The sequence below is a fragment of the Kluyvera ascorbata ATCC 33433 genome, from assembly GCF_000735365.1.
Classification (GTDB): domain Bacteria; phylum Pseudomonadota; class Gammaproteobacteria; order Enterobacterales; family Enterobacteriaceae; genus Kluyvera; species Kluyvera ascorbata.
This window is the reverse complement of the sequence record NZ_JMPL01000003.1, coordinates 12291-37744: the sequence shown is the minus strand read 5'-3', so window position 1 is coordinate 37744 and position 25454 is coordinate 12291. Positions and strand designations below refer to the sequence as shown.

The window sequence follows — 25454 nt, the reverse complement described above, 5'->3', positions numbered from 1 at the left end:
TTCCTTAGCGGTGTATCCGGGTAAGTTGAGGTTTGACTAACGCGAGAAAGGCATCCGGCTGGCCGTAGTGCTGTGCGACGGGCAGCAGCGTGCACTGTCCGTCGGTATCGATAATGACCGCCGTTGGAAATCCCTGGCCTTTAGCCATGGCCATCAGCATCCGCGCGTGCTGAATGCTCTCCAACGCTTCACTCTCGGTGATTTGCTCGAGTTTCACGCCAGGCGAGATGGCCTGTTCGAGCATCTGGTTGACGACGGCGGTCTGGGTAATGTTTTGCCCATCGACATACCAGGCGCGCTGCACGGCGTTGAGATAGTTGAGATCCTCGCCGGGTTTGGCAAAGCGCTGCGCCGCTAGCAGCCCGCGCGTCGCGGGTAGGGAGTCGAGCATTAACGTGCTGTCTTCCAGCAGCATCTGGTGATAGCGATCGCCAAATTTCATTCCGGTTAACGTTGCGATGCGAGCATCGTGTTCATTCACGTGCGCCACCCATTCGGGGTTCAACGTGCGGCGGTTGGCGCCAATAAAAAGCCCGCCGGACAAAATTGGCTGGTGGGGAAAATGTTGGGCAATGCGGTTCATCAGCGGCAGCGCGCCGTAGCTCCAGCCGCATAGGGGGTCGATAATCCAGTAAAGCCCGGCCTGAAATGCCATGACGTCGTTCTCCGTTAATGGGGTAAATCCATTCTACGGATTTTGGCTTCTGCTAGAATTCCTGAAACAATACATGCTGAGTTTCATAAAACGATCAAATGGAGTGGCGATGGATAGGGTCATGGCGGCAATTACCTATAACCGCATTTGCGAGCTTGGGAGTCTGAGTGCGGCCGCGCGCTCGCTGGGGATTTCTCGTCCCATGGTCAGCCGCTATCTTGATGAGATGGAACAGTGGGCCGGCGCGCGGTTAATTCATCGCTCAACCCGGCGGCTCACGATTACTCCCGCGGGGGAGAAAACGCTGGAGAAAACGCGCCAGCTTGCACTGTTATCTCAGGGTATTGAGGGCGATGCTACGCGGCTGACGCCGTCGGGTACGCTGCGCATTGCCTGCGCCCATTTTACGGCGACGCACCTGCTTGGCCCTGTTATTCCAACCTTTCTGAATCAGTACCCCGCGTTACGCATTGAAGTGGATATTAATAACCATCCGGTCAGCCTGGTGGGCGAGCGCATCGACCTGGCCATTCGCATTACCAATGAACCGGAGCCGGGCGCGATTGCCCGTTTTCTCGGAACCTGTCAGTCGGTGCTGTGCGCCTCCCCGCGGTATCTTGCACGAGCGGGCATTCCCGAGACGATTGAGAGCCTCGCGCAGCACAACTGTCTGCACTACAGCCGCTTTTCCGGGCAGTCCTGGTCTTTCCGCGACAGGGAAACAGGGGGAATGTCGGTGGCGGTGAGCGGCAATTTCAGCGCGGGGATATCGTCACTGCTCTGCGATATGGCGGCGGCGGACATGGGGCTGGCGATGGTGCCTGAAATAGAGGCGAGGGCGGGGTTGGAAAGCGGGCGTTTGGTGCGAGTGTTGCCGCACCTGGAGCCAGCACCGCTGGGGATATACGGGCTTTATCAGTCGCGAGACCATCAGCATGCGGCGCTGGGGCTGCTTATTGATGCGGTTAAAGGGTATCTGGCGGCCGGGTAAGTACGATTGAGGTACAACGGGGCCATTCCGGCCCGTTGTACCGTTGAGCCCACTTTACTGCTCGGCCGCCAGTTCCTGCCGTTCGCTCTGCGGATGATGTCTTTTGCTGAGCGTGAAGTAACCAAATATCAGTGTGATGACCACGATACTCGCCATAACCAGGAAGATTTCCTGATAGCCCACCTTATCAAACAGCTTACCGATAGGCAGCGACAGTACGATGATGCCGATGGAGCTGGCGATATTAAAGCCAATCAGGTACATCGTTGATGAGAGGCGTTTATCAAAGTTCGCGACGCTGAATTTAAACACGGAGATGACAAACAGCGGCACTTCCAGCGCATGCAGCATTTTGATCAAGGAAATAATATAGATATCAGTGAACAACGCAGAGCCCAGAATGCGACAGGTCATGATTGTGCCACCCAGCAGCAATGCGGATTTAGGCCCGATGCGGTTAATCAGGAACGGAATCATCGCCATGCCGACGGCTTCCATAAACACCTGTACCGAGTTGAGGTAGCCGTAGACGCGCGGAGCCAATTCAGGGTCGTCAAATAAGCTGGCGTAAAACACCGGGAACATCTGCTGATCGTAGATGCTATAGAACGACCAGGTGCCGACGACAAAGATAACGAAAAACCAGAACTGCGAATCTTTAAAGATGGTGAGAAAATCCTTTCGGGTCAGCGCGTCTGGCTCGGGCGCACGTGTATCCGCGGATGCCGGGGTCGGTGCGTCGGTTTTGAACACTACGTTAATCACCAGGAATAACACCCCCATGACCGACACGCACCAGAAGTTAATATGCGGGTTGATACTGAAGAAGATGCCACCCACAAACGTCCCTGCGGCGTAGCCAAGCGATCCCCAGAAGCGGGCGGTGCCGAATTCAAAGTTGAATTTGCGGCTCACTTTTTCGACGAAGCTTTCCACCAGACCGCAACCGGCGAGATAGCCAAGGCCAAAGAAAATGGCGCCCAGCACCATGCCAAGCTTGAAGTTGGAGACCAGCAGCGGTTCATAAACATAAATCAGGAACGGACCGCTGAGCGTGATGACGGTCCCCATCATCCAGATAAGGGGCTTGCGGGTGCCGAGCTTATCCTGCAGAAAACCGTAGCCCAGCATAAACAGCATGCTGAAAAACTGGTTTACGGCATACAGCATTCCCAGCTCCGTTCCGGACAGGCCTAATTTGCTTTTTAGCCATATGGCATAAAAAGACCACCACAGAGACCAGGCGGCAAAGACAAAGAGCAGATACCCGGAGGAATACCGGTATTTATCATTACTGAACGGCATCATTATTTTCATGTTTTTCCAATCCAGATTAGGTCATTGTAAGGTCTTGCCGCCGAGACGTAACGCGTGCTCGGTATTACGGGTTTATCGTTCTGCGTAGCGAAGGTTGTGACTGAATAAAGCGGCTCAGCTGCTGGTTGTTGGGGAACGCGCTAAGCGCGCCACGCTGGGTAGTTGCCAGAGCACCGCAGGCGCTGGCCTGTTCGAGAAGGGAGGACAACGCCGCCGTTGACGCAGGCCAACCTGCACCGGCAAGCGCTGCCAGCAGTCCGGCCATAAAGGCATCACCTGCTCCGGTGGTATCGATGCTGTCGACGTGATAGCCGCTTAACGTCAGCCTATGGTTTTGCCAGAAAGCGATAGCGCCATCGGCGCCGCGGGTGATGATTTTCAGGCGTGCGGGAAAACCCGTCAGGCGCTCGCAGGCGCTGTTCAAATCGTCGGTCTGTGTTAGCCAAAGCAGTTCTTCCTCCGACATCTTCAGTATGTCGCTCTGCCGTGCGAAGTCGCTCACCTGGTCAAACATCTGCGTCTCATTGCTCCACATTTGCGGACGCAGATTGATGTCGAAGCTCAGCGTGCCACCGGCCTGGCGCATAGCCGCCATTGCCTGGGTAAGCGTGGCTCGGCAGTCAGGGGCGACCAGCGCCAGCGAGCAGAAGTGCAGAATATCACGGCCAAAGTTGGGCAGGCTCGCCGGGCTGAGAAACTGATCGGCAGAGGGGTTGACCAGAAAATCAAATTGCCGCTCACCGTCAGGGTCCAGCGATACCAGTACGGTGCTGGTGTGTCGCTTGGGATCAAACTCCAGGCTTTTGGTGTCCACCTGCGCCGTCACCAGCGTTTGGTGCAGAAAGCGGCCGAAGGCGTCATTGCCTACGCGGCCGATAAAGCCGCTGTCATGGCCGAGGCGGGCGACGCCGATGGCCACATTGAAGGGCGCGCCTCCCGCACAGGCTTCAAACTGCATATTGTCGCGCGGTAGCAAATCCACCACGGCATCTCCGAGCGTCCAGATTGTCATTATTTTTCCCCAAAGCAGTGATACGGGTGGTTATTTGGCGGCGAGCGGCCAGGCATGCCCGTTATTAAAAATGGCGTGTCCGTTCTGGCTAAATAAGGTCAGTTGGCGATCGTCCGGTTCAGGATAAATACGGCTGCTGAGGGTGTACTCGCCGTGATTAACAAAGATTTCTACCGACGAACTATCGATAAACAGGCGCAGATCCAGCACATCATTGGCGGGCAGCGGTACACTACGGCAGCCCGACAGACCGTGTTGCGGATAGCGACGTTCCAGCACCAGACGCTGTGCCTGGGTATCGACGAAGACGCGCAGCCCGTCACCCAGCGCGATGCCATACTGTTCAGCCTGGCTGCGGGCGATATCGAGGCTCAGTTCGACTTCGAGAGCAAGCGCCTGTTCTTCTACCATCAGGGTACGATTGTTCAGGTCGCTGACCGGCCAGACATGAAGCTGACCGCGTAATGACTCCAGCTCTTTGACCGGGTTCATGCACAGCCGCAGATCTGCATTGAGCGTCACTTCCCGGGGAAGAGTAAGCATGCCCGCCCAGCCGTCGGCCTGTTCTGGCATCGGCGACTCCCACATGGATAGCCAACCGATCACCACGCGGCGACCGTCCGGAGTGATAAATGACTGAGGGGCGTAAAAATCATGCCCGTGATCCATCTCCTTGAAGGGTTGGGTAACGTGGAACTGATGGTTATCCTGCCACTCACCGACCATATAACCGCTCTGGAACAGGTTACGGTAATCGTAGCCGTCGGCGGCGATACCCTGCGGCGAGAACATGAAGACGAGTTTATCGTCCAGCGGGAAGAGGTCCGGGCACTCCCACATGTAGCCCATGCCGTCATCGGCCTGGGCGAGCGTGCTGGCAAACTGCCAGTGCTGCAGATCCTGCGAGCGATAGAGCTGTACTTCGCCCACGTCGTCAACCCGGGCGCCCACCACCATGTACCAGCTTTCTCCCTCTTTCCAGACTTTCGGATCGCGAAAATGGTGAACACCCTGCGGGGTATCCAGAACCATACCCTGGCGTTCGAAGTGAACCCCATCGGTGCTGGTGGCCAGACACTGCACCTGATACAGGTTTTCCTCTTTCGCTTCGCCGTCGAATTTGTGCCCGGTGTAGATCAGGGCCAGTTTATTTCCGTCAACCACCGCTGAACCGGAAAAACAGCCGTCTTTATCTTCTGGTCCTTCTGGCGCCAGTGCTATCGGTAAGTGCTCCCAGTTCACCATGTCGCGGCTGCGCGCGTGGCCCCAGTGCATGGGCCCCCAGACCGGTTGCCACGGATAGTGCTGATAGAACGCATGGTAGTAACCATCAAACCAGGACAGGCCGTTAGGGTCATTCATCCAGCCCGCTGGAGGGGCGAGGTGATAGCGCGGATACCAGCGCGGATTGATACGGTCTTTTTGCTGGTTTAGGGCCTCGTTGGCCGTGGCGAGTAATGCTGTCATTTGTTTGTCCCTATCAGTTAATTGAGTAAAAGATAACGTTAACATTCTCGTTTTTCTCGCAGAATTGATGGTAATATCGATGTTAATCACAAAAGTTAACGTTAACATTTTGCGAGTGTTATCAAGATCGCATTTTCAGACCCGGTAGGGTGAACGCCGTCAAAGGAGAGGGTATGGCATCTTTAAAGGATGTGGCGCAACGGGCTAACGTCTCGTTAATGACCGTATCGCGAGCGATTAACGAGCCCGAACGACTGCGGCCAGAAACCTATAAAAAGGTGATGGAAGCGGTAGATGCGCTGGGATATGTCTCCGATCTCTCGGCGAAAAAAATTCGTGGCGCGAAAACCACGGCTAACACTATCGGGGTGTTAGCGCTGGACACCATGACCACGCCATTTTCCGTGGAGATAACGCTCTCTATCGAAGAGACCGCGCGGGCGCACGGTTGGAATAGCTTTGTGGTGAATATGTTCAGTAATGACCAGCCAGAGAAAATGGTGGATCTGCTGCTGGCGCATCGCCCTGACGGTATTATCTACACCGCGATGGGGCTGCGTCAGGTTCCGGTGCCGGAAAAGTTGCATAAGTATCGCTGCGTGCTGGCGAACTGTGAAAGCATCAGTGGCCCTTTTCCCACCTATATTCCTGATGATGAGCAAGGGCAATACCTTGGCGTGAAAGCGCTGTTGGCCGCAGGCTATCGTCGGCTGCTGTGCATCCACCTGCCAAAAGGGATTGTGGCGACCGATCGCCGTAGGGCGGGAATGGAGCGCGCCTGTCGTGAAGCGGGTGTCGACCCTGATGCCATGTTCCACCACTATCTGCCGCCCGGTGAGCGCCACCATATTGATGCGGCGGAGATTGCCGGGCATTACCTGAGCGGCACGCGTCCGATGTTTGATGCGGTGGTATGCGGTAACGACCGCGTGGCTTTTGTTATCTACCAGGTCTTGCTGGGGCGAGGGCTGCGCATTCCTCAGGATGTTGCCGTTCTGGGCTATGACAACATGGTAGGCACCGGCGAGCTGTTTTTGCCGCCGCTATCCACAGTACAGCTGCCGCACTATGAAATCGGTCGTCTCAGCGCACTGCATCTCATCCAGGGGCTCGATCACCGCGATACCGTGCGGGTAGACAGCCCCTGGCTTGCCCGTGAATCGATATGATTGACCGAATCCGCGGATTATCTGTTAAGAGCATGGCTTATTTCTTCTCGCTCTCCCGCATCGTTAATCAACCGAAAGGTGATGTTATTTCCCGTCCCGAGTGACGCTTGCGGCAGCGCTTTTAACCCAAATCGCTGAGTGGAGAAGGGGGGCAGCATCAGGTCAAGCTCGGCAGTGGCCTGGTAGCGGTGTCCGCGAAAGCTCACGCTTATGTCGTTATAGGAGAGAAAATAGCCGCTCGGATTACGACAAACTAAGGCGAGGGGCGCATTATCTTCTACCGTACACGAAACGGATTCCCCCGCAGCAGTGACGTTATCGCGCAAACTTTTGGGGCGGTAAATGAGCTTTAGCTGCGTCTTCATTGACATCAACAGATACTGCTGCTGGGTAAGCCCCGTTTTTACCGCCGGTACCTCGTAGAGGTTAATCCAGAACAAACTTTCCCTATCGGCCGCTAACTTTTTACCGTCGTAGATGATTTTCACCGATTTCACTTCGTCTGCCCGGAGATTAAATATCGGGGGGATAAGGACAAACGGTGCATCGGGGCTCTGGGTGAAATTATTAATGTCGCCGGTATCGACCCACACCTGAACAAAAGCAGGGTAGGCGTTAATGTTCATGACGTTGATGCCCTGAGTGTCTTCACCTTCATGAAAAATGACGCGCGTTTTGTCGACCAACATCCCCGCGTGCGCGTTTAACGTCATCGCCGCGAAAAATAGTGCAGTGAGTTTACGCATCACTGTACTCTCACCCAGACGTACGCTTTAGCGCTGACTTTGCCTGCGGTGACCGTCTGCCCCGGTATTTTTTTCAAGGTTGCGGTCAGCACCGACTGGTAGTTGGTATATCCAGAGGCCGAACTACCGCTGGCGGATGCGCCGGTGAGCACGGAATACCAGCCCACGTCGTTACCGCTTGGGCAACCGGTGGAGGTACAGGCTCCCCAGCCCAGGAAGTTCATCGCCGTACCGGTTGCGGCGTTGCTTAACGCGATGCCGACACCGGTGGCGATAGTGGCATCGGTGCCATAGCCATCGGATAAGAGATAGCTCACGCCGCCGGAGCTATTCACCAGCCCCAGCTTTTGCGCGGCTAAATAGCTTTCATACGGTACCTGTAGCCCTAACGCCGTGCCTCCTGATGAGACGCCGGACACGGCGGTGTTATCGCATTCAATGGAGACGGTAAAGTTAGACTGTGATGTTCCGCCGCCTTCCAGAGATTGGATGCTGATAGTGGGTAACAGAACCAGTGGCGTGACGTTACGCGCCACGCAGGTCGCCGTGTGGGTTAAGGTCGAGATGGGGGACGTGCCCATGCCCATCGCTATCCAGCGTCCGGTGCCCCAGGTTGAATAGTTATAGGCTGAATCCGAACCGATAGTATCGGTGGCGATACCGGGCCCTTTGAAGGTGACGTAACCATTCGGCTGAGTACAGGAATAACTTGAGGTTCCCGTAGCTGAGGCCATTCCCGCATAGGGATTGCTGGAACTGGTCGCGCCACAATAACGGCTTGCACCATTGCCAGGAAGCCCGCTGATACGTATCAGGTCAGCGCGAATGGCGCTGAAATCTTTCACCCGGATCTGTATTTTGCTGCCGACAGTGGCGTAGCTGGTAATCGGGTACTGCTGCCAATAGCGCGTGAAGGGCATACCAGAATTGAGGTGTGTGAGCTTAATGCCGACATAGGGGAAATAGGTCGCGTAATAGTCTGGATTCCCGTCATCGGTGCCCAGGTCGTAGAAACCGCCTACGCGGTCGTCACCGTTGGTGGCAAACACTTCGTAGATACTGCCGACATCGCTGGCGTCGCATTCGTATAAAACCAGGTCGCCTGCGCCGCTGCTGCTGTAGCGTGATGCGGTGGTGATGCTGAATACGGTGCTGCCCAGCGGCGTCCCCGTAGGCTGGAGATAGGCGCTGGTGATATTGACGTTGCCGAGCCCAATCCCCACGCCACAGCTATCGCAACCGGCATCGATTGATGATTTACGGGTACAGGTTGCCTGCGCGGTGGCGACAGATAAAAGCAGGAGGGCAGCGCCCCAGATTAATGTACGTAACATGGAATGGTGTCTCACCGGCATTCTCCAGGCGTTTTAATAATGGTGTCGTGGCTCTGCTCATCCGCAATGTGATAATGCAAGCGGCAGGATTGCTGATTCCCCCACTGAATGGTCAAGGTGTCTTCCAGTTTGTCATTGCGAACCCAAGCCTGATTGTTCTGCCCAACCGTGCCAACAGAGCGACCGTCGTTGTCGTAAATGCTGGCGCCAATCGGCAGGCTGCCGCGATAGCGAATATCAATGAGCATGGGGTAGCCGTGGATGACGCTAAATTTGACCCGCACCATCGCGCCAGCCAGAGGCGCAATGCGCTGACTGCTTGATACCAGTTCGGCATTTTTGTTTATCCCGGACGAGTCGAGAACGACGTTGTTATATTGATATGGCGCGACAGATGGGCTCAGGGCAAAGCCAAATCTGTCTATAGCCACGTTCTGACTTCCGGCGATCGTCGCGCCCTGGGCGCCCTTGGCCTCCACTAACGCGAAGGTTTCGCCCAGATAAGGCCCTGCGGTGATGCCATCTTTATGAATCACCACCGCGCCCTGCAGCCCCGCGGACCCCTGAGAGTAGTTTTTGCCATGCGAGAGGGTGCCTTGCAGAGACCCAATTGTCGTAGCGGTTTGCAGGGTACCGCCGACGGAATGCGTGTTGTCGTAGTCGCGCGCGTAGGTGACGCCATAGCTTAACGGGCGTTCGCTGTCCGTGACGCCGGATAGCGTGGATTGCAAGGTTGAACCGATGCCGTTTTGTTGCGTGTAGGTTGAGCTGAGCGTCGTCTGCCGGTTCTGGCCAAAGGGAATGGAAACCGAGACCGAGCTTAGGGTCTGCTGATTGGCGGAATAATAGTTATTGATATAGTTGTCATAGCCAATTCCTCCATCAATGGTTGAGCGATAAACCTCGCTGTAGCGGGTACGTGCAATTGACGCATTTATCGATATGCCGTTGGCAAACTGCTTGCTATAGCCAAACTGGTATTGCTTATCCGGGCTTCGGCCGTCGCGGTAGGCCTGCGTTGAGCCCGAAAGCCAGACGCTACCAAGGGCATCCATATCCTGGGTGACGGAGACTTCAAAGCGGGAGGACTGGTTTAAGGTCGTCGAGGTCCAGTCTTGCTTATTCTCTTCCCTTGCCTGGCGTAAGCCAAAAACGTCTGAAAGATCGCGGTAGCCAGCCGTTGAGTAGCGATATCCGGCGATGGCGATGGTGGTATTGGTGGGTTCAATACGTTTGCTATAGCTGGCATGGAACATCCAGCCGGTTTGCGAACCGTTGGGCAAATCGGCCTGTGAGAACGTTGAGTCCAGTCCGAAGGCGCCAAGCTCGGAGGAGTGCACTGCGCCCATGACGGCGGAGAAGTAGCCCTGCGCCAGGCGGCTGCCAAGGTTGGTGGTGATGTTATTGCTCACGCCGTATTGTAGCGTGAATTCGGTGAAAGGGTCCTCGTCGCCCACATAGCGGGAACGACCCGCTATGGCAGCGTATTTGAACATTCCCTGTCTGACGGATTCAGGACCCGCGGCGTAGGGCACGGTAAAGGTGCTGACGCTGCCATCGGCTTCGGTGACCGTCACGGCGAGATCCCCGGAATAAGAGACCGGGTACAGGTCGCTAATCTCAAAACTGCCGGGAGGAACGGTGGTTTCGTAGATAACAGCTTTGCCCTGGCTCACAGTGACGCGGGCATTGCTCCTGGCAACGCCGCGCACCACAGGGGCATAGCCCTGCTGGGACTGAGGCAGCATTCGGTCGTCAGAAGCGAGCGAAACGCCGCGAAAGGCCATACCGGAGAAGAAATTACCGGCGGTATAGCTATCGCCAACCGTCAGGCTGCTTCTGATGGGCAAAATAGGGCGCTGGAGGTAGGCGCGGTTGCTGGACCATAAGGTTTTCCCCGGAGAGCTGTGTGACCAGGAGCCCTGCTGACGCAACTGCCATTGTCCGAAGTTTATCGCGTTATTTAAGCTAACCCAGGTTGATTGATAATCACCGTTAGCGCTGCCGTTAAATCGCGAGTAATACTGATTCAGGCTGTAATTTGACAGGAGCATGGTTTCCCCGGCATTCAGATCGTCCGGCGGAACATATCCTCGAGGTGTTTTAATCAGCTCGGTTTCAGGAATAATAATATTCACCCGCATTTTGGTCATGTCGGTATCGACAGATGACTGTGCAACCACCGCGGATAAAAAATAACAACTGTCTGATTTTACAGTGGCTTTATCTTTTAGCGGCAGCTGCGCGATGAGTGCAGGCGAGAAGCATGGCTGCGTGCTCTCTTTCGTGACGTGGAAATCGACATTTTCATGCGATAAGAATATGCCATTAAGCTGAATATCAACCGAATAGACGCCAGGCTTTATTTTATCATTAGAGATATAGTTGATAATATCATCAACTGGTAAACCGCTCCCTTTTAATAGTGTTGTGTCAAAAACATAGTCGCTATCGCTGTTATGTATATCCGTGCTGCCCGAACTGGCATATACGGATAATGATAACGGGGTAACGAACAGTGTTAACACTATTGTCCTTAATATCATTACCACATTTCCCGGTTAACGCGCTTTCAGCGTTTTTTCTTGCAATACGCCGTAGTCATTGAGGAAACCAACGCGAATCTCTTTTGCATTCTGCACGGCATCGCAGTTGGCCTTTAGTTGGACAGTTGACTCAGGTGCGAGCATGGTCATGGGGATTGCGCTCTTTGTCGCGCCAGACGGCATAGAGACACGAATACTATTGAGATAATAGGGTGACTGATTGCTGACCTCGAGGTAGCAACCATGGGTATTTTTCTCAATTTTATAATGAACGAAATCGAGCATCTGCTCGTAGGCAATAGGCAAGTCAGAGGGGCGCAAGAAGATCTTCACCGTACTATTAACGATGAGAACCAGCTTATTTTTATCCTGCTGGTCTGCGGGCATTGAAGGGACCTGAGTAAAATGCAGATAGGATACCTGCTCTTTAGTCAGTTTCTGTCCCGCCGCCGGATTTAGCAGGCTGATCACCTGATCTTGCTTCGGCCCAATTTTAAAAATAGCCGGCGATACCGCGAGCCTATTTTGCTGGCCGTCAGCCTCTTTGCCATCTGGCGTTACGGATAGCCAGACCTGAACGATGTAGGGGAAACTATCGTTGTTGGTAAATTTGACGGTCTTCTGCGCGAGGCTGGCATCTAAAATGACTCGGTTACCTTCCATCACGACGCTAGCGCTGGCCGTTAAGCCGGTGAAATACAGCAATGGCAGAATGCAGACTGTTTTTTTAAACATGGGGATCCTGGCAGGCACATATTGCTATGCGCCTGACGGTTTAATTATAGGAAATGGAATACTGTGCCGAGGCGATTACGGTCCCAGGCGTCACGCCTGCCGTTTCTGCGTAGTAACGTGCGGTGAGATCCTGTGACGCGGTTGCTGAGGCTGCGTCTTTACTAAATGAGGTGGTTTTCACCGTTGAACCATTTACAAAAGATAATGCCGTAGAGCCGTCGCTATCCATAATCTGAATAGAAACGTTGGTTGCGGTACCGCCCACGTTGCCAAGGTTGCTGTTTGTGGTGATGTTATTGCCAGCCAATACGGTTGAAATGGTTGCCGCATCGGTGGTGTTGCAGCCGGTGACGTTCACGGTGAATTTCGTATCGCCCGCGGTGGCTTTTGCTGTGCTAAGAGAGCCCGTTGATACCGTTGGCAGTAATACAATTGGTGCCGTCGAGTTGCCATTAATATTGACCGTACAGGTTTGTGCGTTTACTTCGCCTTTAAATTGCACGGTATTTGCCGAAGCCGCAAATGCGGATGACGACATCATGGCAAGAGAGATGAAAAAAAGTTGAGCTTTCATTAAGCATCCTTGTTTTGAAGATGAATCATTGTGTGTGATAAGCGTGCGAAACCGCCGTCGGTGTTAAATCCGGGTTGAGGTTAGTGTGAGGGTTATTATTATAGAGTAGGGGCATGAGTAAATGGCGGATACGCCAGTAATGTTCGTCAAAAGTATTCATGGCCGGGTTTTGTCCCACTCGCCAATTCAGTTCTGATGGTTGGAAATATATTAAGCCCCACCTAACATAAACCACGAGATTTATCTTAAGACTAATCTCATCTAACTTTAATTTTTTTCATTTTTTTTACATGATTTCAGATTTGTCCCGTTATTTTCTGAGGTAATTAGTTGTTTTGGGAAAAATCCTAAAAGATATGAATGCACCCATAAAATTTGTTATTTTTCCTATGTTGCTCATAATGACTGCAAGTTAATCATTTGAATACAAAGACTTAAGTATGTTGCATTGTTGTTTTTTCGAGCGTATTGCGTGTCAAGATATTGAGCGGAATGGGGAAAAATCGTGGTGATGAGATCGTAGACATCATTATGTGACGTAATACTACTTAAGTAGGGGAATGCGATGACTGTTGACAGTATCGCGTCGCTAATGCCACGGTGGTTTAAGCATCGTTTTATTCAGTTAGTGCAGTATAAATTAATATAAAGTTATTTTTAGTAGTTTAAAAAATGAGGAATGATGGATGTTGGCGTATTAAGATTACCGATGGTGTTTATCTGTACCAGGAGGTTTTGCATTCTAAGTCTGTATTCAAACATGAGTTTTAAAAGCATATTTAAACATATGATCACTTAAAATACGGATAGCCAGGACAGAGGCTACTGTGTTGATTTTGATGCCATAGTGTAAATTCTTAAACCTCGTTTTGTGTATGACAACGTCGAATCAAGGTGATTTTCAGACAAATGAGGCAAGGATGTTTGATAAAGACATAGATAGTGTCAGTTGTAGAGATGTTGATTATATTTTATCACCCTGTGGTATGGCTACTCATGGTCTTCTCGCGATGCTGCACGACAATAATGATGTGGCTGTTTTAGATGTTGAAAGTGAGGAAAGTATTGATAATGTGCAAGTCCTTCAGAACGAAAGAATGGTTGTCTATGTCCCTAATGAACCCTATTGGATGCTTTCAACGCTTAAGTCATTAATATCGATATTAAATCGCTCGGGACATATCTTTTGGGTGCTCATTATCAGCAAACTGCCGGCTTCCTGGCTGTGGAATGTGATTAAATCCCAGGTGGCAAAAACTAAAATTGATAACGCAGTGATTCATATTGCGCCATCCGATCTGCCCTGTGATAAATTATCTGAACTTTTATTACCTGAGAGGAATGTTTGTCCATATTTAAAAAGTGTGGTGATAGCAGAGAATTTCTATTTAGGGAAGCATGATGATCTGCATGGTAATGATAGGAAAGAAGGACTATCAAAAAAAGAAATGCAGGTCATGGCGGGCCTGTTTCAGGGAGTTAATATTGCCGAACAGGCTGACTATCTAGGTGTGAGCAAAAAAACGCTATATAATCAGCGCCTGTCTGGGATTAAGAAAGTATCGGGAGTGATTCCCTATTTATTTTCTAGTATCCATGAAAAAACAGGCATGGCTAACGGAGATATCACTATGCTAAGTCGTCTTTCTTCATTTGAGAGGGAGTTCGCACATGCTTTGTACAGTAATGAGCTGTTTGTTGTCTTCCAGCCGGTGACTCAAGGTCCTAAAAATCTTGAGGGTTTTGAAATTCTGATTAGATGGTATAGCAAAGGTCATGTTTTAACACCGAATGAGTTTTTGCCTAAGTTACATTCCACTTATGTGTGGATTATCTTGACGGCATTTCTTATCCAGAAAACGGTAAGCTATATTAACTTTTATCAAGGCAAGTATTTCTTCTCAATTAATATTGAGTCCAGTACCATCGATAATGATGGCCTGGTCAGAATGTTGGAAACGGCCAAAAAACAGCTGACATCCTCTGACTGGACTAAAAAATTTGTTCTGGAGATTAATGAGCGTAACGATCTTAGCCAAAATGAACAATCGCTAGACAATCTTGCCTACCTGCAAAAGTTAGACTTTAGCATCGTCCTGGATGATTGCTTTTCACGCAATAGCGTGAATTTCCCGGTACGAAAGTTTCAGTTCGATGGCTACAAGTTGGATATGAATGTGGTGGATGCCCTGAGTCGGGATGGTGAGGCGTTAGCGCTGGTCAAAAGCCTCTCTTATTACTGCAAGCTAACGAATCGCTATTGTATTGCCGAAGGCGTAGACCGGCCGGAGAAAATGGCTATTTTGCAAGAGTCTGGTATTTCGTTCTATCAGGGCAACTATATATCAGAGCCTATTACCGGTGATGAGTTGCCGCAGTTTATCAGCGAATTTACCGTTAAAACCTAAGGTGTACGCGCTCAGAGCAGGTTAAGTTACGTAAGAACAACAACGATTTTAGCAGCGTTGAGAGCCCTAACAGCCAACCACATGGCTCTTGCCTGGCCACAATTGGCGGTAGTGGTATACGATCGTTAACACCGCTGCTATATGGCCTTAAGTCCCGGCAGCGGTATCCCGCTGGGAAGTGCTGGTGATGAAAAAAATCCACGCAGTTGCGTGGATTTTTAGTTCATGGGCTGGTTTCCCGGGCGATGGATGACCGCCAGGAATAGCGGATTAGACGTTGAACAGGAAGTTCATCACATCGCCATCTTTAACGATGTAATCTTTCCCTTCTGCACGCATCTTGCCGGCTTCTTTCGCACCTTGCTCACCTTTGTAGGTGATGAAGTCTTCAAATGCGATGGTCTGTGCACGGATAAAGCCTTTTTCGAAGTCGGTGTGGATTTTACCCGCAGCCTGCGGTGCAGTTGCACCAACTGGGATAGTCCATGCACGGACTTCTTTCACGCCAGCGGTGAAGTAGGTCTGCAGGTTCAGCAGTTCATAACCGGCGCGGATAACGCGGTTCAGACCTGGCTCTTCAAGGCCCATTTCAGCCATGAATTCTTCACGGTCGGCGTCGTCGAGTTCAGCGATGTCGGCTTCAACGGCGGCACATACGGCGACCACAACAGAACCTTCAGCCGCTGCAATTTCACGCACTTTGTCGAGGTACGGGTTATTTTCAAAACCGTCTTCGTTGACGTTAGCGATATACATGGTTGGCTTCAGGGTCAGGAAGCTCAGGTATTTAATGGCCGCTTTGTCTTCTTCAGTCAGCGTTTTCAGCGCGCGCAGCATGCCCGCGTTTTCCAGCTGTGGCAGACATTTTTCCAGCGCAGCCTGTTCAGCTTTAGCGTCTTTATCGCCACCTTTGGCTTTTTTCTGTACACGGTGCAGGGCACGTTCGCAGGTGTCGAGGTCAGACAGCGCCAGCTCGGTGTTGATAACGTCGATGTCGTCAGCCGGGTCCACTTTGTTGTTCACGTGGATGATGTTGTCGTTTTCGAAGCAGCGAACAACGTGACCGATAGCTTCGGTTTCACGGATGTTGGTCAGGAACTGGTTACCCAGGCCTTCACCTTTGGAAGCACCTTTTACCAGGCCCGCGATATCAACGAATTCCATGGTGGTTGGCAGGATGCGCTGAGGTTTAACGATTTCCGCCAGCTGGTCCAGACGCGGATCGGGCATCGGAACAACGCCTGTGTTCGGCTCAATAGTACAGAACGGGAAGTTTGCCGCTTCAATACCCGCTTTGGTGAGCGCGTTGAACAGGGTGGATTTGCCTACGTTTGGCAAACCAACGATACCGCATTTGAATCCCATGTTTAAATCACCTTAATCTTTTGATATTCAACCTGTTGTAGAAAACAGATTGTAGAAAAGTAAATAACTCCGCCTATTATACACGTCATACAGGAAAAAAACCGTACTTCATCCTGATGTGGTGGCGGCACCTGAAGACTTTTTCGTACCGCAGTAGATTTATTGCGCTTTGAAAGCGTGCAGACGATTCGTCGCTTTGGTCAGCCCGTCTTTCAGCCAGATCTCGGTACAGCGCGCCGCTTCGTCTACGGCATCGTCAATCAGCTTCTGTTCGGCAGACTGAGGCTTGCCTAAGACAAAGCCAACAACTTTGCTTTTATCGCCCGGATGACCAATTCCGATGCGTAAGCGGTGAAAATTAGGGTTATTACCCAGTTTGCTGATGATGTCCTTCAGGCCATTATGGCCGCCGTGGCCGCCGCCGAGCTTGAACTTTGCCACGCCGGGTGGGAGGTCCAGCTCATCGTGAGCCACCAGAATTTCATCTGGATTAATACGATAGAAGGTCGCCAGCGCCGCAACGGCTTTGCCGCTGAGGTTCATAAAGGTGGTTGGCACCAGCAGGCGAACATCTTCTCCCGCCATATTAATGCGCGAGGTGTAGCCAAAAAACTTACTTTCTTCACGCAGCGGCGCGCGAAAACGCTCTGCCAGCAAATCGACGTACCAGGCACCCGCGTTATGACGCGTTCCCGCGTACTCTGCGCCGGGGTTAGCCAGGCCGACAATCAGTTTAATCGTCACGTTGTTATTCCTGAGTGGGCAATCTTTCCGGCGGCTAGTTTACGTCGAGAGGGCGCGCTTGACAAAAATAAGCGCCCTGAGCGGCAAAACTTGAATAATTCATTACCGGAATAATATTGATTGAAAAGTATTTCAGTCACTTAAATGTAAAGATTTGTTGATGAGATGTTCTTATTTGTGATCGCCAGCGCACTTATCCACAGCGGTGTTGTCTATACTTTACACACTAGGAATAGGGATATATCCCTAAACCCAAAGCCAATCTACGGAGGTGACATTATGAAACGCAAAAACGCTTCGTTACTCGGTAATGTGCTCATGGGGTTAGGTCTGGTCGTTATGATCGGCGGCGTTGGTTACTCTATTTTAAACCAGATGCCACAACTTAACCTACCGCAGTTTTTTGCGCATGGTGCGATTCTAAGCATCTTCGTGGGTGCGGTGCTTTGGCTGGCTGGGGCGCGTGTCGGTGGGCACGAGCAGGTGAGTGATAGATATTGGTGGGTGCGTCACTATGATAAACGCTGCCGCCGCAACTCTCATCGCCACAGCTAAAATACAATAATGGCTCCCGCAGGAGCCATGAATAAAGCTTTCAAAGTCCTGGTCAATGGCCGGGACTTTGTGCTTTCAGGACTGTCGACGTTATTCGAACAGTCGGTGATGCAACGCTTTGACCGCGCTGTCGGCCGCATCGCCGGGCAGCAGGAAGCAAAGGTTGTTATGAGATGCGCCGTGGCAAATCATCCGCACCGCATGCTCTTCCAGACGAGAGAAAACATCGTTGCACACGCCCAGCTCTTTCGTCAGCTGATTTCCCACCAGTGTCACCAACGCCAGCCCGGTTTCCACTTCAACACGACAGTGGGAGGCGAGGGCGGTAAACAAGGCCGTGGTCAGCGTATGGTCTTCGCCGGAGGTGGCGTTCGAAGAGTCCAGCGCCAGCGCAATGGTCGATTCTGATGTGGTCACCAGATCCGTTGCGACGTTGTGCTCAGCCAGCAGCGTGAAAATCTGTGCTAAGAAACGGTTAGACGGCTGCTCGTCCAGGCGATGCAGGCGCAGCAGCGTTTGCTTGCGGCGTACCGCCACTGCACGATAGCGCGGTGGGTTGTCGGTAGTGCAGCAAACCAGCGTACCGCCAGCGGCCGTATCTTTACTGGAACCCACAAACACCGGTATGTTCTTACGCATCGCTGGCAGCAGCGTAGCCGGGTGCAGCACTTTCGCGCCGTAGCCTGCCATGTCACTCGCTTCAGAGAACGAAATACTGTCGATGCGTTTTGCGTTTGGCGCGATACGAGGATCGGTGGTGTAGATACCGGCGACATCGGTCCAGATATCAACGCGGCCTGCGTGCAGCGCTTCACCCAGCAAAGAAGCCGTATAGTCGCTGCCGCCACGGCCAAGCGTGGTGGTGCGACCGTTAGCATCACGGCCAATGAAACCCTGGGTAATCATTATTTCTTGTTCGATGCGCGGGCGCAGGTGCGTTTCAGCAAGTTCAGCCACGGCGCTAACCTGAGGTTCAGCACAGCCGTGAGTGGAGTCGGTGCGAATCACGCTACGCGCGTCGAACCAACTGCTTTCTACGCCGCGCTCACGCATGACTTCCGTAAACAGCAGACTGGACATCAATTCACCATGACTCACCAGCTCATCGCTCAGCGCTGCCGACGGAGAAACCGTCGCCGTTTGTGCCAGGCGGCTAATATTGTCGAGGAGATTATCGATCTCTTTGCTGATAACGGTCGGCTGCTTCAGACGGGAAATAATGTTGTACTGAATCGTCCGTAGGGTATCCAGTTTGTCCAATTGCTGATGACTTTCCAGACCTTCAGAAAGCTCAACCAGTAAGTTGGTGACACCTGCGGAAGCAGACAGTACGACTAAACGAACATTTGGATTGGCAAGCACAATGCTGGCACTGCGGTTCATCGCATCAAAATCAGCAACGCTGGTGCCGCCAAATTTGGCAACGATGAATTGTGGGTAAATGCGGGTCATAACACTCTCATATCAGGGCGCCATATGGTGATGGCTAGAAAATTTTCATTCTCGGCATAAGGGAAGATTCCTTCTCCTTACGAAATGTCCGCCCGCGAACATTTCTGGATGACAACCCAGGAGTAATCCTGTTGTCGATAACGTGTTCTGCCCGTCACACGCTACCGGGTGCTGCGCATTAGTCTATATTTACTGGGGGGTAAATAAGCGCGCCATAGTAAGTGATTTATCTCTATGGATCGACTTTTTTATTTATATCTCAGTAAATAAATGAAAAATCCCGTTTTATTCGAAATCCTCAAGCCTATTAACGGTAAAAACACGTAAAAAAATAATAAATCCTTAACAATTGGGTGGCTATCATTACATCATCAGCTTTGTATTTATCTGAAGCTTTTAAAAATAAATGGTAACAATTTGGTACCAGGGTGTTGTGGGTTTTGTAATGTTATTCATTGATTTTAAAGTGAAAAATGACGACTGAAAACCGCGAAAAATAAATGATTGAGTCCTTCGCTAAAACAACATATATTAGCCGCGATTTTTTACAGGTAATCCTTATAACCATTTATTCAATCAGGCGTTAATCTACACCTGGTTGTAGGAGTGATATGATGACGGATAAAGTCCGTATTGATACTTTACGTGCTAATTCATTACCACAGAGCAATGATACCTTTTTAGCAAGACAAGCTGAGTTTGAATCTAACGTCAGAAGCTATCCACGTAAGCTGCCATTAGCGATTGCGAAGGCACAGGGCGTATGGATCACTGACGTTGAAAATAATCAATACCTTGACTGTCTGGCGGGTGCCGGCACCCTGGCACTTGGTCATAATCATCCTGATGTACTTCAAAGCATTCAAAGTGTCATCACGAGTGGCTTACCGTTACATACGCTTGATCTCACGACCCCATTAAAAGATGAATTTTCATCTTATTTACTCTCCCTGTTACCGGGTGAGGGTAAAGAATATTGCCTGCAGTTTACCGGCCCATCCGGCGCGGATGCTGTAGAAGCGGCTATCAAACTGGCGAAAAAAGCGACCGGTCGTTCTGGCGTAATCAGCTTCTCCGGCGGTTACCACGGTATGACTCACGGCGCGCTGTCCGTGACCGGTAACCTGTCACCGAAAGAAGCCGTCAGCAACATGATGCCGGAAGTGCAGTTCATGCCATATCCGCACGAGTACCGCTGCCCGCTGGGTATCGGTGGCGAAGCGGGCGTGAAAGCGCTGACCTACTACTTCGAAAACCTGATCAACGACGTTGAAAGCGGCGTACGTAAACCTGCGGCGGTGATTCTGGAAGCCGTTCAGGGTGAAGGCGGCGTGAACCCGGCTCCGGTCGAGTGGCTGCAACGCATCCGTAAAGTGACTCAGGAACACGGCATCATGCTGATCCTCGACGAGGTTCAGGCTGGCTTCGCGCGTACCGGTAAGCTGTTCGCCTTCGAACACGCTGGTATCGAGCCAGACATCATCGTGATGTCCAAAGCGGTTGGCGGCGGTCTGCCACTGGCTGTTCTGGGTATTAAAAAGCAGTTTGACGCATGGGCACCAGGCCACCACACCGGTACCTTCCGCGGCAACCAGCTGGCAATGGCGACCGGCCTGACCACGCTGAAGATCCTTAAAGATGACAAGATTGCCGATAAAGTTGCCGCCCAGGGCGAGTGGCTGAAAGGCAAACTGGCAGAGCTGCAGAAACGTTACCCGGTTATCGGTCACGTTCGCGGTCTGGGTCTGATGATCGGTCTTGAAATCGTTAAGCCTAACGAAGCACCGGATCACATGGGCTGCTTCCCGGCTGATGGCGAGCTGTCTGCGTTGCTGCAGAAGAAATGCTTCCAGGCGGGTCTGATCCTGGAACGCGGTGGTCGTAACGGTTGCGTACTGCGCCTGCTGCCATCCCTGCTGATCACGAACGATGAGCTGGAAATCTTCCTCGATAAATTTGAGAACGCCCTGAATGCCGCTGGCGTGAAGCCGGTTTAAACGGAGTAGGATCGAATGTCTGACGTAAACCCGATTCTGTCCGGCTCGGCGCAGAGTATTGCTGCCTATCAGGACGCTATCGAGCAGAGTACTAAAGCGGTCGTTGAATGGTTAAAACAGCCTGAGATGTATCAGGGTAAAACCGTTGAACAGCTGCGTGAACGTATCAACCTGAACTTTACGTCTCAAGGCCTGGGTAACCAGGCCGCTATTGAGCGTGCGGTTGAATACTTTCTGAAAGACAGTCTGTCCGTTCACCATGCGCAGTGCGTGGCGCACCTGCACTGCCCAAGCCTGGTCATTAGCCAGGCGGCGGAAGTACTGATCAACGCCACTAACCAGAGCATGGACTCCTGGGACCAGAGCCCGTCCGCGACCATTATTGAGATCAAACTGATCGAATGGCTGCGTGAACAGGTTGGCTTCCCGGCAGGCGATGCAGGCGTGTTCACCAGCGGCGGCACCCAGAGCAATCTGATGGGCCTGATGCTGGCGCGTGATGCGTTCTATGCGCGTCAGGGGCACTCTGTACAGCAAGACGGTATTACCGGCGACCTGCGCAAGATGAAAGTGTTCTGTTCTGAGAACGCGCACTTCTCCGTGCAGAAAAACATGGCGCTGATGGGTCATGGCTATCAGTCCGTCACGCTGGTGAAAACTGATGCTTTCTCTCGCATGGACATCAATGACCTGAAAGAGAAGTTGGCGCAGGCGAAAGCCAACGGCGAACAGGTGATGGCGATTGTTGCGACGGCTGGTACTACCGATGCGGGTGCAATCGACCCGTTAACGGAAATTACCGCGCTGGCAGCGGCAGAGCAGATCTGGGTTCACGTGGATGCCGCATGGGGCGGGGCATTACTGCTGTCTGAGAAGTATCGTCATTTCCTCAATGGACTTGAGCAGGCTGACTCCGTCACCCTGGACTTCCATAAGCAGTTCTTCCAGACCATTAGCTGTGGGGCGTTCCTGCTGAAAGATGCGCGTCATTATGAACTGATGCGTTATCAGGCTGCGTACCTGAACTCTGATTTCGACGAAGAGCACGGCGTGCCGAACCTGGTATCCAAGTCTCTGCAGACCACGCGTCGTTTCGATGCGCTGAAGCTGTGGATGGGCCTCGAAGCGCTGGGCAAAAAGCAGTATGCCGAAATCATTGATAACGGCGTAACGCTGGCGCAGCAGGTTGCTGAATTTGTTGCGTCCGAGCCGCACCTGGAGCTGGTCATGCAGCCTCAGCTGGCAAGCGTTCTGTTCCGTTTCCGTCCGGAAAACAACGACAGCGCGTTTGTGGCTCTGCTGAACCAACGTATTGGTGACGTACTGCTGGCTTCCGGTAGCGCGAACGTGGGTGTGACCGAAGCTGATGGCGTAACCTGCCTCAAGCTGACGCTGCTGAACCCAACGGTATGCCTGGAGGACGTTAAAGTTCTGCTGGCGAGCGTGAAAGACACCGCTGAGCAACTGTTGAAAGCATAAGCAATCTTGTTGCGATAAAAATGGCTCCCGAGGGAGCCATTTTTTTTGCCTGTTATGCCGCCCGGCGGCGTTTCGCTTGACCGGGCTACGGTTAGAGGATGTCTGCTAATGCGGCATCTTTGTTTGGGAAGAAGGTCAGGCGTCCTGGGATTGGCTGAATACCCGCGCGAGCCATGGTGCGCAGCGGCTGGAACTCCAGGTTGGAGACGCGCAGCTCGCAGCCTTCAGGCAGTTTTTTCACGAAACGCTGGAAGGCATCCAGACCACCGGCGTCCAGCACCGGTACGGCATCCCACTTCAGCACCACGATACGTTTGCCCTCAATACGTGTTTCAAGATCGCTGAACAGACCTTCGGCGGCGGCAAAGAACAGCGGGCCAATCACGCGCAGCACCAGCACATCGTCCGGCACGGTCACGTTCACGGCGGAAAGACGAGTCATGCGCGCAATACGGCGCATAAACAACAGCGAAGCCAGCACGATACCGACGCTGATGGCGATAACCATATCAAACAGCACGGTCAGCGACATGCAGATAAGCATCACGATGATGTCGTCTTTCGGCGCTTTGCGCAGCAGGTACACCACCTTGTGCGCCTCGCTCATGTTCCATGCCACCATCAGCAGCAGGGCCGCCATGGCAGAAAGCGGCAGCCAGGAAAGCACCGGGGCCAGAATCAGCAATGCCATAATCACCAGAATCGCGTGGATCACCGCCGAAACCGGTGAGGTAGCACCGGCACGAACGTTTGCCGCCGAACGGGCAATTGCCGCGGTGGCGGTAATGCCGCCAAAGAACGGCGCGACGATGTTACCGAGACCTTGGCCGACCAGCTCGCTGTTCGCTTTATGTTTAGTGCCGGTCATACCGTCGAGCACCACCGCGCACAGCAGAGATTCAATCGCCCCCAGCATCGCCATGGAAAACGCCGCTGGCAACAGGGCGTGAATAGAAGCCCAGCTTAAGGTGAAGGTTGACCCCGGCATGTCCCATGGCAGCACAAACTGCGGTAGCAGCTGCGGGATACCGTTGCCCTGAGAGCCGTCAGCCAGGATGTAGTGGAACTGGGAGCCGATGGTGGCGACGTGACCACCGAGCAGGTTCACAATCAGCATCACCACGCAGCCCGCAATCAGCGCAGGTAGGTGGCCCGGCAAACGCAGGCCGAGGCGCGGCCAGAGGATCAGCGTGCCGAGGGTGACGATGCCAATAGCCGCATCGCCGACGTTGATGGTCGGCAGCGCCATCACCAGCGCGCCCACCTTCTGTAAATAGTGTTCCGGAACGTGCGTCATCTGCAGGCCGAGGAAGTCCTTAATCTGCATGGTCCCGATGGTGATACCAATCCCCGAGGTGAAGCCCAGCGTCACCGACAGCGGAATATACTCAATCAGGCGGCCAAAGCGGGCCAGGCCAAAGAGGATCAGGAATATACCGGACATCAGGGTCGCGACCAGCAGGCCCGCCAGGCCAAACTGCTGCGAAACGGGGTAGAGAATAACCACGAAGGCCGCGGTCGGCCCGGAGACGCTAAAGCGCGAGCCGCCGGTCAGGGCGATAACAATCCCCGCGACGGCAGAGGTGTACAGGCCGTACTGCGGTGCCACGCCGCTGCCGATCGCCAGCGCCATCGCCAGCGGAATGGCGATAATCCCGACGGTGATACCGGCAATCAGATCGCGCATAAATCGTGCGGAGGTGTATTTCTCTTTCCAGCAGGCATCAATCAGCGCGCGGAAAGGCATAACGTGAGGGGAGAGTAATTTATTCACAGTCGTGTTTCATCCATGAGCGCATCATCTACCATATGAATGATAGTTGAAGTTGGCATAAATCATACAAATTAAATACATAAACAAAAAAACCCGCCGCAGCGGGTTTTTTAACCAGATTCGATTAATGTTCGAACATGGCAGAGATGGATTCTTCGTTGCTGATACGACGAATCGCTTCGGCCAGCATCCCGGACAGAGTCAGGGTACGAACGTTTGGCAGCGCTTTGATCTCATCACTTAATGGGATGGTATCGCAGACGACCACTTCATCGATAACGGAGTTACGCAGGTTGTTCACCGCATTGCCGGAGAAGATCGGGTGGGTTGCGTAAGCGAATACGCGTTTAGCACCACGTTCTTTCAGCGCTTCAGCGGCTTTGCACAGCGTGCCACCGGTATCGATCATGTCATCAACCAGTACGCAGTCACGACCGGCAACGTCACCGATGATGTGCATAACCTGGGAAACGTTCGCGCGAGGACGACGTTTGTCGATGATCGCCATGTCGGTATCGTTGAGCAGTTTAGCAATAGCACGAGCGCGGACTACGCCGCCGATGTCTGGAGAAACCACGATTGGGTTATCCAGGTTCAGCTGCAGCATATCTTCGAGCAGGATTGGGCTACCAAATACGTTATCAACCGGAACATCGAAGAAGCCCTGGATCTGTTCAGCGTGCAGGTCTACGGTCAGTACGCGGTCAACGCCAACGCTTGACAGGAAGTCAGCAACAACTTTAGCGGTGATAGGTACACGAGCAGAGCGAACGCGACGGTCCTGGCGAGCATAACCGAAGTAAGGGATAACGGCGGTGATACGGCCTGCGGAAGCACGGCGCAGGGCATCTACCATAACGACTAATTCCATCAGGTTGTCGTTAGTCGGGGCACAAGTGGACTGGATGATGAAAATATCACCACCGCGTACGTTTTCGTTAATTTGTACGCTGACTTCGCCGTCGCTAAAGCGACCTACAGCGGCGTCGCCGAGAGAAGTGTACAGGCGGTTGGCAATACGTTGTGCTAGTTCCGGGGTGGCGTTACCAGCAAAAAGCTTCATATCAGGCACGAGAAGAACCTCAGGCATGCGTCCAGTGGTGGATGAAACGAGCCAAAAACTGTGCGGGCCAG

Annotated in this window: 20 protein-coding genes; 6 read left to right on the top strand and 14 right to left on the bottom strand. The window is 52.6% G+C overall.

The genetic code is table 11. From position 1 onward, the window contains the following. Positions 1-4 precede the first annotated feature (4 nt). On the bottom strand, positions 5-655 hold the full coding sequence (locus tag GKAS_RS01440) for a DsbA family protein (protein ID WP_035891604.1): 651 nt from the start codon (positions 653-655) through the stop codon (positions 5-7). Positions 656-764: 109 nt separating this feature from the next. Here GKAS_RS01440 and GKAS_RS01435 point away from each other — a divergent pair, with 109 nt between their 5' ends. Then, positions 765-1646 carry a LysR family transcriptional regulator gene (locus tag GKAS_RS01435; RefSeq protein WP_035891602.1) on the top strand — a complete coding sequence of 294 codons (882 nt, stop codon included), beginning with the start codon at positions 765-767 and terminating at the stop codon, positions 1644-1646. Positions 1647-1700: 54 nt separating this feature from the next. On the opposite strand, the gene GKAS_RS01430 is transcribed toward GKAS_RS01435, so the two are convergent. The 3 genes from GKAS_RS01430 to GKAS_RS01420 all read right to left on the bottom strand — a co-directional run bounded on the left by GKAS_RS01430 (position 1701) and on the right by GKAS_RS01420 (position 5442). Next, entirely contained in the window at positions 1701-2963 is a 1263-nt protein-coding gene (locus GKAS_RS01430) for an MFS transporter (RefSeq protein WP_035891599.1), read from the bottom strand. Between the two features lie 64 nt (positions 2964-3027). Further along, positions 3028-3975, bottom strand: coding sequence for an aminoimidazole riboside kinase (locus tag GKAS_RS01425; protein WP_035891597.1), 948 nt, complete (start codon positions 3973-3975; stop codon positions 3028-3030). A gap of 30 nt (positions 3976-4005) precedes the next feature. Further along, positions 4006-5442 carry a glycoside hydrolase family 32 protein gene (locus GKAS_RS01420; RefSeq protein ID WP_035891595.1) on the bottom strand — a complete coding sequence of 479 codons (1437 nt, stop codon included), beginning with the start codon at positions 5440-5442 and terminating at the stop codon, positions 4006-4008. Between the two features lie 173 nt (positions 5443-5615). On the opposite strand from GKAS_RS01420, the gene GKAS_RS01415 reads away from it, so the two are divergent. Next, positions 5616-6611, top strand: coding sequence for a LacI family DNA-binding transcriptional regulator (locus tag GKAS_RS01415; protein ID WP_035891593.1), 996 nt, complete (start codon positions 5616-5618; stop codon positions 6609-6611). 17 nt (positions 6612-6628) lie between these two features. On the opposite strand, the gene GKAS_RS01410 is transcribed toward GKAS_RS01415, so the two are convergent. From GKAS_RS01410 to GKAS_RS01390, 5 genes are read right to left on the bottom strand one after another with little or no spacing between them, the layout of a single operon-like run. Beyond that, complete coding sequence (locus GKAS_RS01410; protein ID WP_035891590.1) at positions 6629-7357, bottom strand: fimbrial biogenesis chaperone; 729 nt, start codon at positions 7355-7357, stop codon at positions 6629-6631. Further along, positions 7357-8691: a fimbrial protein gene (locus GKAS_RS01405; RefSeq protein ID WP_051910711.1), complete on the bottom strand. Its 1335-nt coding sequence runs from the start codon at positions 8689-8691 to the stop codon at positions 7357-7359. The genes GKAS_RS01410 and GKAS_RS01405 overlap by 1 nt, the downstream gene beginning before the upstream one ends. Positions 8692-8702: 11 nt before the next feature. Next, complete coding sequence (locus tag GKAS_RS01400) at positions 8703-11237, bottom strand: fimbria/pilus outer membrane usher protein (protein ID WP_035891588.1); 2535 nt, start codon at positions 11235-11237, stop codon at positions 8703-8705. Positions 11238-11252: 15 nt separating this feature from the next. After that, positions 11253-11972 carry a fimbrial biogenesis chaperone gene (locus GKAS_RS01395; protein ID WP_035891585.1) on the bottom strand — a complete coding sequence of 240 codons (720 nt, stop codon included), beginning with the start codon at positions 11970-11972 and terminating at the stop codon, positions 11253-11255. A gap of 40 nt (positions 11973-12012) precedes the next feature. Continuing rightward, positions 12013-12546 carry a fimbrial protein gene (locus GKAS_RS01390; protein WP_035891583.1) on the bottom strand — a complete coding sequence of 178 codons (534 nt, stop codon included), beginning with the start codon at positions 12544-12546 and terminating at the stop codon, positions 12013-12015. Positions 12547-13466: 920 nt separating this feature from the next. Between GKAS_RS01390 and GKAS_RS01385 the strand changes: the two genes are divergently transcribed. Beyond that, positions 13467-14954 (top strand): EAL domain-containing protein, encoded by a 1488-nt coding sequence (locus tag GKAS_RS01385; RefSeq protein ID WP_051910709.1) that lies wholly within the window; start codon positions 13467-13469, stop codon positions 14952-14954. 270 nt (positions 14955-15224) lie between these two features. Here the strand turns inward: GKAS_RS01385 and ychF are convergent, their stop codons facing one another. Both ychF and pth read right to left on the bottom strand, forming a co-directional pair. Continuing rightward, a complete protein-coding gene (gene ychF / locus GKAS_RS01380; RefSeq protein WP_035891582.1) occupies positions 15225-16319 on the bottom strand; it encodes a redox-regulated ATPase YchF in 1095 nt (364 codons plus the stop codon). 159 nt (positions 16320-16478) lie between these two features. Beyond that, a complete protein-coding gene (gene pth / locus GKAS_RS01375; RefSeq protein ID WP_035891580.1) occupies positions 16479-17063 on the bottom strand; it encodes an aminoacyl-tRNA hydrolase in 585 nt (194 codons plus the stop codon). Between the two features lie 279 nt (positions 17064-17342). Here pth and ychH point away from each other — a divergent pair, with 279 nt between their 5' ends. Further along, complete coding sequence (gene ychH / locus GKAS_RS01370) at positions 17343-17618, top strand: stress-induced protein YchH (RefSeq protein WP_035891578.1); 276 nt, start codon at positions 17343-17345, stop codon at positions 17616-17618. Positions 17619-17708: 90 nt separating this feature from the next. On the opposite strand, the gene lysC is transcribed toward ychH, so the two are convergent. Continuing rightward, complete coding sequence (gene lysC / locus GKAS_RS01365) at positions 17709-19070, bottom strand: lysine-sensitive aspartokinase 3 (RefSeq protein WP_035891575.1); 1362 nt, start codon at positions 19068-19070, stop codon at positions 17709-17711. Between the two features lie 611 nt (positions 19071-19681). On the opposite strand from lysC, the gene GKAS_RS01360 reads away from it, so the two are divergent. Further along, positions 19682-21067: a diaminobutyrate--2-oxoglutarate transaminase gene (locus GKAS_RS01360; protein WP_072011324.1), complete on the top strand. Its 1386-nt coding sequence runs from the start codon at positions 19682-19684 to the stop codon at positions 21065-21067. Between the two features lie 15 nt (positions 21068-21082). Next, positions 21083-22546, top strand: coding sequence for a pyridoxal phosphate-dependent decarboxylase family protein (locus GKAS_RS01355; protein ID WP_035891569.1), 1464 nt, complete (start codon positions 21083-21085; stop codon positions 22544-22546). A gap of 91 nt (positions 22547-22637) precedes the next feature. On the opposite strand, the gene dauA is transcribed toward GKAS_RS01355, so the two are convergent. Both dauA and prs read right to left on the bottom strand, forming a co-directional pair. After that, positions 22638-24320 carry a C4-dicarboxylic acid transporter DauA gene (dauA, locus tag GKAS_RS01350; RefSeq protein WP_115074073.1) on the bottom strand — a complete coding sequence of 561 codons (1683 nt, stop codon included), beginning with the start codon at positions 24318-24320 and terminating at the stop codon, positions 22638-22640. 124 nt (positions 24321-24444) lie between these two features. After that, positions 24445-25392 carry a ribose-phosphate diphosphokinase gene (prs, locus tag GKAS_RS01345; RefSeq protein WP_003856663.1) on the bottom strand — a complete coding sequence of 316 codons (948 nt, stop codon included), beginning with the start codon at positions 25390-25392 and terminating at the stop codon, positions 24445-24447. Between the last annotated feature and the right edge of the window lie 62 nt (positions 25393-25454).

Excerpts from the sequence above, each read along its gene's own strand:
- GKAS_RS01440 (WP_035891604.1), bottom strand. The coding sequence starts at position 655 with ATGGCATTTCAGGCCGGGCTTTACTGGATTATCGACCCCCTATGCGGC.
- GKAS_RS01435 (WP_035891602.1), top strand. The coding sequence starts at position 765 with ATGGATAGGGTCATGGCGGCAATTACCTATAACCGCATTTGCGAGCTT.
- GKAS_RS01430 (WP_035891599.1), bottom strand. The coding sequence starts at position 2,963 with ATGAAAATAATGATGCCGTTCAGTAATGATAAATACCGGTATTCCTCC.
- GKAS_RS01425 (WP_035891597.1), bottom strand. The coding sequence starts at position 3,975 with ATGACAATCTGGACGCTCGGAGATGCCGTGGTGGATTTGCTACCGCGC.
- GKAS_RS01420 (WP_035891595.1), bottom strand. The coding sequence starts at position 5,442 with ATGACAGCATTACTCGCCACGGCCAACGAGGCCCTAAACCAGCAAAAA.
- GKAS_RS01415 (WP_035891593.1), top strand. The coding sequence starts at position 5,616 with ATGGCATCTTTAAAGGATGTGGCGCAACGGGCTAACGTCTCGTTAATG.
- GKAS_RS01410 (WP_035891590.1), bottom strand. The coding sequence starts at position 7,357 with ATGCGTAAACTCACTGCACTATTTTTCGCGGCGATGACGTTAAACGCG.
- GKAS_RS01405 (WP_051910711.1), bottom strand. The coding sequence starts at position 8,691 with ATGTTACGTACATTAATCTGGGGCGCTGCCCTCCTGCTTTTATCTGTC.
- GKAS_RS01400 (WP_035891588.1), bottom strand. The coding sequence starts at position 11,237 with ATGATATTAAGGACAATAGTGTTAACACTGTTCGTTACCCCGTTATCA.
- GKAS_RS01395 (WP_035891585.1), bottom strand. The coding sequence starts at position 11,972 with ATGTTTAAAAAAACAGTCTGCATTCTGCCATTGCTGTATTTCACCGGC.
- GKAS_RS01390 (WP_035891583.1), bottom strand. The coding sequence starts at position 12,546 with ATGAAAGCTCAACTTTTTTTCATCTCTCTTGCCATGATGTCGTCATCC.
- GKAS_RS01385 (WP_051910709.1), top strand. The coding sequence starts at position 13,467 with ATGTTTGATAAAGACATAGATAGTGTCAGTTGTAGAGATGTTGATTAT.
- ychF (WP_035891582.1), bottom strand. The coding sequence starts at position 16,319 with ATGGGATTCAAATGCGGTATCGTTGGTTTGCCAAACGTAGGCAAATCC.
- ychH (WP_035891578.1), top strand. The coding sequence starts at position 17,343 with ATGAAACGCAAAAACGCTTCGTTACTCGGTAATGTGCTCATGGGGTTA.
- lysC (WP_035891575.1), bottom strand. The coding sequence starts at position 19,070 with ATGACCCGCATTTACCCACAATTCATCGTTGCCAAATTTGGCGGCACC.
- GKAS_RS01360 (WP_072011324.1), top strand. The coding sequence starts at position 19,682 with ATGATGACGGATAAAGTCCGTATTGATACTTTACGTGCTAATTCATTA.
- GKAS_RS01355 (WP_035891569.1), top strand. The coding sequence starts at position 21,083 with ATGTCTGACGTAAACCCGATTCTGTCCGGCTCGGCGCAGAGTATTGCT.